The sequence below is a fragment of the Paraburkholderia sp. BCC1876 genome (assembly GCF_902833695.1).
Lineage (GTDB): Bacteria > Pseudomonadota > Gammaproteobacteria > Burkholderiales > Burkholderiaceae > Paraburkholderia.
Genome location: NZ_CADFGI010000019.1, coordinates 75,081 through 84,221 on the forward strand (window position 1 = coordinate 75,081; position 9,141 = coordinate 84,221).

6 protein-coding genes and 1 rRNA gene are annotated in these 9,141 nt (G+C 60.0%); 2 read left to right on the top strand and 5 right to left on the bottom strand.

The genetic code is table 11. The annotated features are described in order from the left end of the window. Positions 1-11 precede the first annotated feature (11 nt). Entirely contained in the window at positions 12-440 is a 429-nt protein-coding gene (gene mraZ / locus HWY05_RS36990; RefSeq protein WP_035548869.1) for a division/cell wall cluster transcriptional repressor MraZ, read from the bottom strand. A gap of 489 nt (positions 441-929) precedes the next feature. After that, the gene (gene coq7, locus HWY05_RS36995; RefSeq protein ID WP_035548872.1) at positions 930-1,568 is read right to left on the bottom strand and encodes a 2-polyprenyl-3-methyl-6-methoxy-1,4-benzoquinone monooxygenase; all 639 of its coding nucleotides are present in this window, start codon (positions 1,566-1,568) and stop codon (positions 930-932) included. Between the two features lie 302 nt (positions 1,569-1,870). Here coq7 and HWY05_RS37000 point away from each other — a divergent pair, with 302 nt between their 5' ends. Next, positions 1,871-3,058, top strand: coding sequence for a porin (locus HWY05_RS37000; protein WP_035548875.1), 1,188 nt, complete (start codon positions 1,871-1,873; stop codon positions 3,056-3,058). Between the two features lie 260 nt (positions 3,059-3,318). On the opposite strand, the gene HWY05_RS37005 is transcribed toward HWY05_RS37000, so the two are convergent. After that, on the bottom strand, positions 3,319-4,992 hold the full coding sequence (locus tag HWY05_RS37005; protein ID WP_176061407.1) for a long-chain fatty acid--CoA ligase: 1,674 nt from the start codon (positions 4,990-4,992) through the stop codon (positions 3,319-3,321). A gap of 146 nt (positions 4,993-5,138) precedes the next feature. Continuing rightward, a complete protein-coding gene (locus HWY05_RS37010; RefSeq protein ID WP_176061408.1) occupies positions 5,139-7,217 on the bottom strand; it encodes a molybdopterin oxidoreductase family protein in 2,079 nt (692 codons plus the stop codon). A gap of 179 nt (positions 7,218-7,396) precedes the next feature. On the opposite strand from HWY05_RS37010, the gene HWY05_RS37015 reads away from it, so the two are divergent. Continuing rightward, positions 7,397-8,593, top strand: coding sequence for a M20 aminoacylase family protein (locus HWY05_RS37015; RefSeq protein WP_035548882.1), 1,197 nt, complete (start codon positions 7,397-7,399; stop codon positions 8,591-8,593). Between the two features lie 436 nt (positions 8,594-9,029). On the opposite strand, the gene rrf is transcribed toward HWY05_RS37015, so the two are convergent. Further along, positions 9,030-9,141, bottom strand: a 5S ribosomal RNA gene (gene rrf / locus HWY05_RS37020); the annotation flags it as partial.

The window sequence follows — 9,141 nt, forward strand, 5'->3', positions numbered from 1 at the left end:
GTAAGCCGCGATCAGAACGTGAAATTCTTTAACGCTTCGGGCATGCCCTCGGCGATGGCCGCCTGTTCCTTCGCGGCGTAAATCTGTGCGTCCCACAGCTCGAAATGACGACCCATACCGAGCAGGTTCACTTCTTTTTCCAATGCGCCAGCCGCGCGCAATTCCGGCGACACGAGCACGCGCCCTGCACCGTCCATATCCACATCCATTGCATTGCCGAGAAAAATACGCTTCCACCAGGCCGCGTTCATGGGCAGCTTGTCGACCTTGTCGCGGAAGATCTCCCATTCCGGGCGCGGAAAGAGCAACAGGCAGCCGTCCGGGTGCTTGGTGATCGTCACCCGGCCCTCTGCCTGTGTTTGCAGCGCATCCCGATAGCGAGAGGGAATCGACATCCGCCCTTTCGCATCGAGCGTCAGCGCCGACGCCCCTTGGAACACTTCGCTCTCCCCTGTCGACCCGAGTTACTCACTCCGGTCCCATGCCACTGATTGCTGTCGCGGCGCTTTTTTGCGCCCGCTACCCGATTCGTGAAAATCTACCCCAAACCACCCGTGAGATCACACAAAAATACACTTTCTCACACTGTCTCCCACTTTAGAGTAACGCTAAAGAGGGGTCAAGGGAGATAACTGCTTTTTGAACGAATTTTGTTTGTTAGAACAAGGACTTAGCGCGACTAGTTCACGTCAGACATAAAACGGAAAACCGTTATAAATGAATGAGCTAGTGCAACTTGTGAAGGTGATACGTGAAAAGTCCGAGGGAACAGCGCGGAATGTAAGAGATCGTCAAGCAGGATGGGGGGATGGCGGCGGGGTTTTCAACGACTTCTGACGGACGACGCGCGAGGCGCCGTCCCACTTCCGGTCTTGCGTTCTGCCGGGGTGCATTTTCTGCGCTGAACCCCGGTTTCGCATTGATATGCCTTATATGTAATAGGCGGTGCGCGTCATGACTTTCGATACCGCACGCATCAGCGCACGCACCGGCAACGGCAACTCGATACCGCCGGCGTCCATCGCGGCTTTGCCGTGCTCGGCTTCATCCACGCGCATCTGCTCGACGATTGCGCGCGACTCGTGGTCGGCCGCCGGCAACTGATCCAGATGGCTATCCAGATGCTGCTCCACCTGACGCTCGGTTTCCGCCATGAAGCCGAGGCTCACGCGGTCACCCAGACGCCCGGCCGCGAGACCGATAGCCAGCGCGCCGGTGTACCAGACCGGGTTCAGCAGACTCGGGCGCGAATCGAGCGCTTCGAGGCGCTTCGCGGTCCATGCGAGGTGATCTTCTTCCTCGATCGCGGCGTGCGTGAACACCGCTCGCAATGAAGGCGATTTAGTGGCGAGTTTTTGCGCCTGGTAAAGCGCCTGTGCGCACACCTCGCCGACATGGTTCACGCGCATCAGTCCGGCGGCATGCGCGCGCTCCGCGGGTGAGAGCTCGGGCACCTCGCCACTCACCAATGATTCTTGCGGAACCGGTAACGGACGACTCATCCGCGACACGCCGGTCATTGAGCGTAAACCCCGATCAAACTCGCTAATCAACTCGTCCAGAAACATTCAGCACTCCCTCATTCGACAGCCGCCCCGAGGAACCCGAAGGCCCGTGCGACAAGGCTTTTCGGGCAGAAAACAGCGCCACGAAAACCTTTAATCCGCATGATTTCGACGGCCAATTCCTGATTTTAGACCATGTTGCGTAAACGAAACAGGAGCGTTCCAGGCCGTCTCCTTTTTCTTTGTGCCATGTATGCCTTTTGTTACATTACGTGCAACTTCTCGCGAAGTTGGACAAGCAAGGCCTCAACGCTAGACAAATATTCGCCTTGTACAAAAGATTCGTAATCCTTGGAGATCATTCGATGAAAAAGTCGCTTCTCGCTCTCGCAGCACTGGGCGCATTCGCAGGCGTGGCACATGCTCAAAGCAGCGTGACCCTGTACGGCATTATTGATGAAGGCTTCAACATCAACACCAACGCGGGTGGCAAGCACCTGTACAACCTGTCCAGCGGCGTTCTGCAAGGCTCGCGTTTCGGCCTGCGCGGCACGGAAGATCTGGGCGGCGGTCTGAAGGCAATCTTCGTGTTGGAAAACGGCTTTGACGTGAACAGCGGCAAGCTGGGTCAAGGTGGCCTGATGTTCGGTCGTCAAGCTTACGTCGGTCTGTCGAGCCAGTTCGGCACGGTCACGCTGGGTCGTCAGTACGACTCCGTCGTCGACTATGTCGGTCCGCTGGAAGTCGGCGACCAGTGGGGCGGCTACATCGCTGCTCACCCGGGCGACCTCGACAACTTCAACAACGCGTACCGCACCAACAACACGGTCAAGTACACGAGCGCAAACTACGGCGGCCTGACGTTCGGCGGCACGTATAGCTTCGGCGGTGTTGCAGGCAACGTTACGTCGAACCAGATCTGGTCGTTGGGCGCTGGCTACAACAACGGTCCCCTCGTTTTGGGCGTTGGTTACTTGAACGCACGCACCCCGTCGGCTTCGGGTGGCCTGTTCAACGACAGCGGCACGACGCAGACTGCAGCGCAAAACATCGGCGCCCAGTCGCCGGTTTACGCTGGCTTCGCATCGGCTAACACGTACCAGGTCATCGGTGCGGGCGGTGCATACACGTTCGGCGCAGCAACGATCGGCGCAACGTACTCGAACATCCGCTTCGGCAACCTGGCTTCGTCGTTCACGGCGCCGGCTCTGGCGGCTTACAAGGGCCAATCGGCTACGCTCAACAACGCGGAACTCAACTTCAAGTATCAGTTGACCCCGGCATTGCTGATCGGCGCTGCATACGACTACACGCGCGGCGTGGAAATCGCTGGCGCATCGCGCGCTCAATACCACCAAGGCGCGATCGGCGTGGACTACTTCCTGTCGAAGCGTACCGACGTGTACGTGACGGGTGTGTACCAACACGCTGTGGGCGACACGCTGAATGCAGCTGGCCAAACGGTCGCGACAACGGCTGCCATCAACGGCCTGACGCCTTCGCAGAATCAGAACCAGTTGACGGCTCGTATCGGTATCCGCCACAAGTTCTAATAAGTCGTAATAAAGTAGTCTGCCTCAAAGGCGCCTTCGGGCGCCTTTTTTTATGGCTCGGGCAATCCTGAACACGCTGCGTTTTCGGCCGCACGCCTGCGGGGCAGACGGCTTGATAAAAAAGGCCCGGCAGACTTTCGTCTGCCGGGCCTTCATGTTTCATTCTTTAGTGCCTGGTCCGGCGGGCGGAGCCTTTCGCTTCCATTCGCGCTACGCGCCCGTCCACGCTTATTGCTTAGCGTCTACTTGTCGCTTACCGCTTAGGCCCGGCCATCGCGCAACTCACGGCGTAGAATCTTGCCGACGTTGCTCTTCGGCAGTTCCGTGCGGAACTCGACGATCTTCGGCCGCTTATAGCCGGTCAACTGCGTTTTGCAGTACGCGAAAATGTCCGTGTCGGTGAGTGCCTGATCTTTCTTCACGACGAACAACTTCACGGCTTCGCCCGAATGCTGATCGGGGATGCCGACCGCCGCGACTTCGAACACGCCCGGCAGCTTCGCGACCACATCTTCGATCTCGTTCGGATAGACGTTGAAGCCGGACACCAGAATCATGTCCTTCTTGCGGTCCACGATCTTGACGAAGCCGCCTTCGTTCATGAAGCCCACGTCGCCGGATTTGAAGAAACCGTCCGGCGTCATGACCTTCGCCGTTTCGTCCGGCCGGTTCCAGTAACCCGCCATCACCTGCGGACCGCGGATGCAGATTTCACCCGGCTGACCGAGCGGCACTTCGTTGTTGTCGTCGTCGCGGATCGAAATTTCCGTCGACGGCAACGGCAAGCCGATCGTCCCACTGTATTCCGTGACGCTCACCGGATTGCAGGTCACGCACGGCGACGTTTCCGACAACCCATAGCCTTCGATAATCGGCGTATGCGTGCGCTCGTACCAGCGCTTGGCCACCGCTTCCTGCACCGCCATACCGCCGCCGTTCGCCGCGAGCAGCTTCGAAAAATCGAGCTTATGGAAATCCGGGCTGTTCAGCATCGCGTTATAGAGCGTGTTGACCGCCGGAATCGTGTTGATCTGGTAGCCCTGCAACGCCTTGATCATGCCCGGGATATCGCGCGGATTCGGAATCAGCACGCCGAGGCCGCCGGTACGAATCGTCAGCAGCCCGCAAACGGTCAGCGCGAACACGTGATAAAGCGGCAGCGCCACGACGGTGATGAACTGATCGATATCCGTGCGGCCGGCGCGAACCGGCTCGAGCCAGATCTCCGACTGCAGCACGTTGGCGATCAGATTCCGGTGCAGCAGCGTCGCGCCCTTGGCCACGCCGGTCGTGCCGCCGGTGTACTGAAGAAACGCGACGTCGTCCGGGCCTTGCTGAACCGGCTTGAAGCTTTGCCGGCCGCCCTCGGAGATCGCCGTATTGAATTTGACGTGGCCTGGCAAGCTCCACGCCGGCACCATCTTCTTGACCCGACGCACGACGAAGTTGACCAGCGAGCCCTTGATACCCATCAAGTCGCCCATGGCCGCGACGACAATGTGCTTGACTGCGGTATTGCGCACGATCGCCTGCAGCGTCACCGCGAAATTCTCGAGCAGGATGATCGCCTCAGCGCCACTGTCCTTGAGCTGATGCTCCAGCTCGCGCGGCGTATAAAGCGGGTTCACGTTCACGACCACGTACCCGGCGCGCAAGATGGCGGCAATCGCCACCGGATATTGCAGCACGTTCGGCATCATGATCGCGATGCGCGAGCCGCGTGCGAGACCCTTCGACTGAAACCACGCAGCCAGTTTGCGCGAGAGCGTGTCGAGCTCGCCGTAACTGATCTGCTTGCCCATGCAGACGAACGCCGGTTTGGCGCGATGGTCGCGGAAGGCTTCTTCGAGCAGTTCAGCGACCGACGAATAGCGGGTCGGGTCGATCTCTGCGGGAACGCCGGGCGGATAAGATTTCAGCCAGATTTTGTCCATGCAGCGTCTCCTCCTTTATTTTCGAATGGTCGTGCTAAAAACGCATCGTAGCATGGGCACCTCTGTGCTATTCGCGAAAAGCGCTGGGGTTAGACTGCGGCCTCGAACCTGTTTCGGCCAGCAGCCACGGGATGTTTAAGCGCGTGTCAGACGCGCTCGACTTCGACAAGGCAGTCGTAGAACGTGGCCGATCCGCCTAGATCGGTGAGCGCCTGACTGGTGACCTGGTTTGCGTTGCGGCCGTCCGGTGCGAGTTTTTTCCACCAGATCGACAGACCGACGACGAGTCCCACGCGCGCTTTGTCGGTGACGCGGGCACGCGCCTGCATCGAGCCACGATCGTTGAAGATGCGCACCTGCGCACCGTCGACGATGTCGCGCAACTGCGCGTCGGCAGGATGCATGTCCAGATGCGGTTCGCCTTCGGTCGAACGCAGACTCTCGATGTTGACGAAGGTGCTGTTCAGGAAATTGCGCGCGGGCGGCGAAATCATCGCCAGCGGGTAGCGGGCGGCAAGCTCGGGCGCGCCGTCGGCGGATTCGTAGGGCGGCAGATAGTCCGGCAGCGGGTCGAGCCCCTGCTGCGCGAGGCGCTCGCTGTAAAACTCGCATTTGCCGGACGGCGTGCGGAAACCACCCTCGGCGAAAGGCGCGTCGGGCAGGTTCAGCCTTGCCCAGCCGGTCTGCTTCAACGTCTCCCAGCTCACGCCTTCGAGCGTTTTGTCCTGCCAGCGGAATGCGGCTCGCGCGATGGTTTCGTCGCTCTCGAACAGCGCCGGCTCATCGAGGCCCATGTGCCGCGCGAAGCCGCGAAAGATCTCCGTGTTCGGCCGTGCTTCACCGACCGGAGCGATCGCCGGCAAGTTGACCATCACGTGCGTGTGGCCGTATGACTTGTGGACGTCGAGATGCTCGAGTTGCGTCGTGGCCGGCAACAGGAGATCGGCATAGTCCGCGGTGTCGGTCTGAAAATGCTCCAGCACGATCGTGAACAGATCGTCGCGTGCAAAGCCTGCCGCGACCCGCTCGGAATCCGGCGCAACGGCCACCGGATTCGAGTTGTAGACGATGATGGCTTCGACCTTCGGACCAAAAGCGGCGTCGCCGGGATGCAGCAATGCGTCGCCGATCGCGTTCATGTTGACGACGCGGCTCGGTTTGGCCGGCCAACCGGGCATCAGATCCGGACGTTGCAACGCATGCGAGTCGACCGGCGCCCAGCCGCCCGACGACAGCAGCGCACCGCCGGCCCGCTCGCGCCATGCGCCCGTCAGCGAAGGCAGGCTGGCAATGGCGCGCACGGCATTGCCACCGCCGCGCACCCGCTGCAGGCCGTAATTCATTCGAATCGCGGCCTTCTTCGTGCTGCCGTAGAGTCGCGCAAGATCGACGATGACCTGCTCGTCGATACCGCAAATCTCGGCGACGCGCGATGGCGGATAGGTCAACGCACGGACCTTCAGTTCCGCGAAACCCACCGTATATTCGACGATATACGCGTGATCTAGCAGGTTCTCCGTGATCAGCACGTTCATCATGCCGAGCGCCAACGCGCCGTCCGTGCCGGGTTTCAGCGCAATGTGCTGGTGGCATTTTTCGGCGGTCAGCGAGCGATACGGGTCGATCGCGATCAACCGTGCGCCCCGCCGCTTGGCTTCTTGGGCGCGCGTCCAGAAATGCAGGTTCGACGCGATCGGATTCGAGCCCCAGATCAGAATGATCTCGCTCTCGGCGAAGAACTCGGTCAGCATGCCGACGCTCGCGCCGTACGTATATTTCAGCCCGGCTGCGCCGGCCGCGGCGCAGATCGTACGGTCAAGTTGTGATGCGCCGAGTTTGTGGAAGAATCGTTGGGCGATGCTGTCGCCTTGAATCAGACCCATCGTGCCGGCGTAGCTGTACGGCAAGATCGCCGCCGGTGCGCGGCTGGCAATCTCTGACAGGCGGGTTGCGGCGAGCTCTAACGCCTCATCCCAACTGATCGGTTCAAAGCGACCCTCGCCTTTGCGACCGACACGCTTCATTGGCGTGGTCAGCCGACGCGGATGATGCACGCGCTCCGCATAGCGACTGACTTTGGTACACAACGCGCCTTGTGTCGGCGGATGATCGGGATCGCCGACCACCTTGATCGCCCTGCCATGTTCGACGGTGACGCGCATCGCGCAGGTGTCCGGGCAATCGTGGGGACACACGGCGCGGGCGAATTCAGTCGGAGCATTCATGGTCGATCCGTCGAAGAGAGCGGTGAGGCGATGCCGGATTTTATTACGTCCATTAGCGGTTAACCTGCATGGTCCCGCCAAAAATGCCTTCGGCGTAGAATCGTTTATCACCGTGCCCGGGTCACGTGACCCCGAGCGATCCCACGCAAGTCAAAGCACAAGCGCAACATCACTCCATCATGAAACTGATCCCCGAAATCCAGGCCGCCCACGGCGAAATCCAGACTCTCCGACGAACCATCCACGCTCACCCGGAATTGCGTTACGAGGAGACGGCGACTGCAGATCTGGTCGCCAGAACCTTAGAATCCTGGGGTATCGAAACGCACCGCGGACTGGGCAAGACCGGTGTGGTCGGCGTACTTAAACGCGGCACGAGTTCGCGCTCTATCGGACTTCGGGCCGATATGGACGCGCTGCCGATTCAGGAGCTGAACAGCTTCGACCATCGGTCGAAAAACGATGGAAAGATGCACGCATGCGGCCACGATGGGCATACCGCGATGCTTCTCGGCGCGGCGCGGCATCTGGTGAAGCATGGCGAGTTTGACGGCACGATCGTCTTCATCTTCCAGCCGGCCGAGGAAGGCGGCGCCGGCGCGCAGGCCATGATCGACGACGGTCTGTTCGTGAAGTTTCCAGTCGATGCCGTGTTCGGCATCCACAATTGGCCGGGCATGCCGGCGGGCCATTTCGGTGTGACCGAAGGTCCGATCATGGCGTCGAGCAACGAATTTCGCATCGAGATCAAAGGTATCGGCTCGCACGCGGCGTTGCCGCATAACGGGCGTGATCCGGTCTTTACCGCCGTGCAGATTGCGAATGGACTGCAGGGCATCATCACGCGCAACAAGAAGCCGCTCGATACGGCTGTACTGTCGATCACGCAGATTCACGCTGGCGACGCGTTGAATGTCGTGCCGAATGATGCGTGGCTTGCGGGCACCGTGCGAACTTTCACCACCGAAACGCTCGATCTGATCGAAGCACGCATGCGCAAGATCGCAGCGAGCACCGCGGATGCGTACGATTGCTCGGTGAATGTACATTTCCACCGAAACTACCCGCCGACTATCAACAGCAGCGAAGAGGCTCGCTTTGCAGCGACGGTCATGAAGGAAATTGTGGGAGCGGAAAATGTCGACGACTCGGTCGAACCGACAATGGGCGCCGAAGACTTTTCCTTCATGCTGCTGGCGAAGCCGGGGTGCTACGCCTTTTTAGGCAACGGTGATGGTGGCCACAGAGATTCGGGCCACGGTGCGGGTCCTTGCATGCTGCATAACGCAAGCTATGACTTCAATGATGAGTTGCTGCCGATCGGCTCGACTTATTGGGTGCGATTGGCGCAGCGGTTTTTGGCTGAGGGACGATAGGGCGTGTTTTGGCGATGCTGGAGGCGGCGCGTTATGGATCGCCGTCTCTAGTTTCGAGTTTTGCGGGCTTCGTGGTTGCTTGTTTGGCAGCCGCTCAGATGTTGGAGATGCATTGCGAGATGGTGCGGTACGCCAGCCCGAATCGCGTGAACGTTAGACACGTGTCCAGAAGAACGCAACAGACCGTCAACTTGAGCGTGGGATGGCTTGATGACAGGGCGGGGAACCGACTTTGGTTCTTCCTGGCGGGTAGCCGTTGCAGTTATCCGCTGCCAGCGAACGGCTGATATCGTCGGCCGGCGTGGGGGCGGTCCGCTAAGAGCGGCGACGCGACGAACCGCTTGCCAGTGTACGGCAGGGCATGCCTGTGATTTCTGCGGCCGTAAACGACAGAAACCCCACCTTTTTGGGTGGGGTTTCTGCTTTCTGCTAGGGAGCCTGACGATTACCTACTTTCACACGGGCAATCCGCACTATCATCGGCGTGGAGTCGTTTCACGGTCCTGTTCGGGATGGGAAGGGGTGGTACCGACTCGCTATGGTCATCA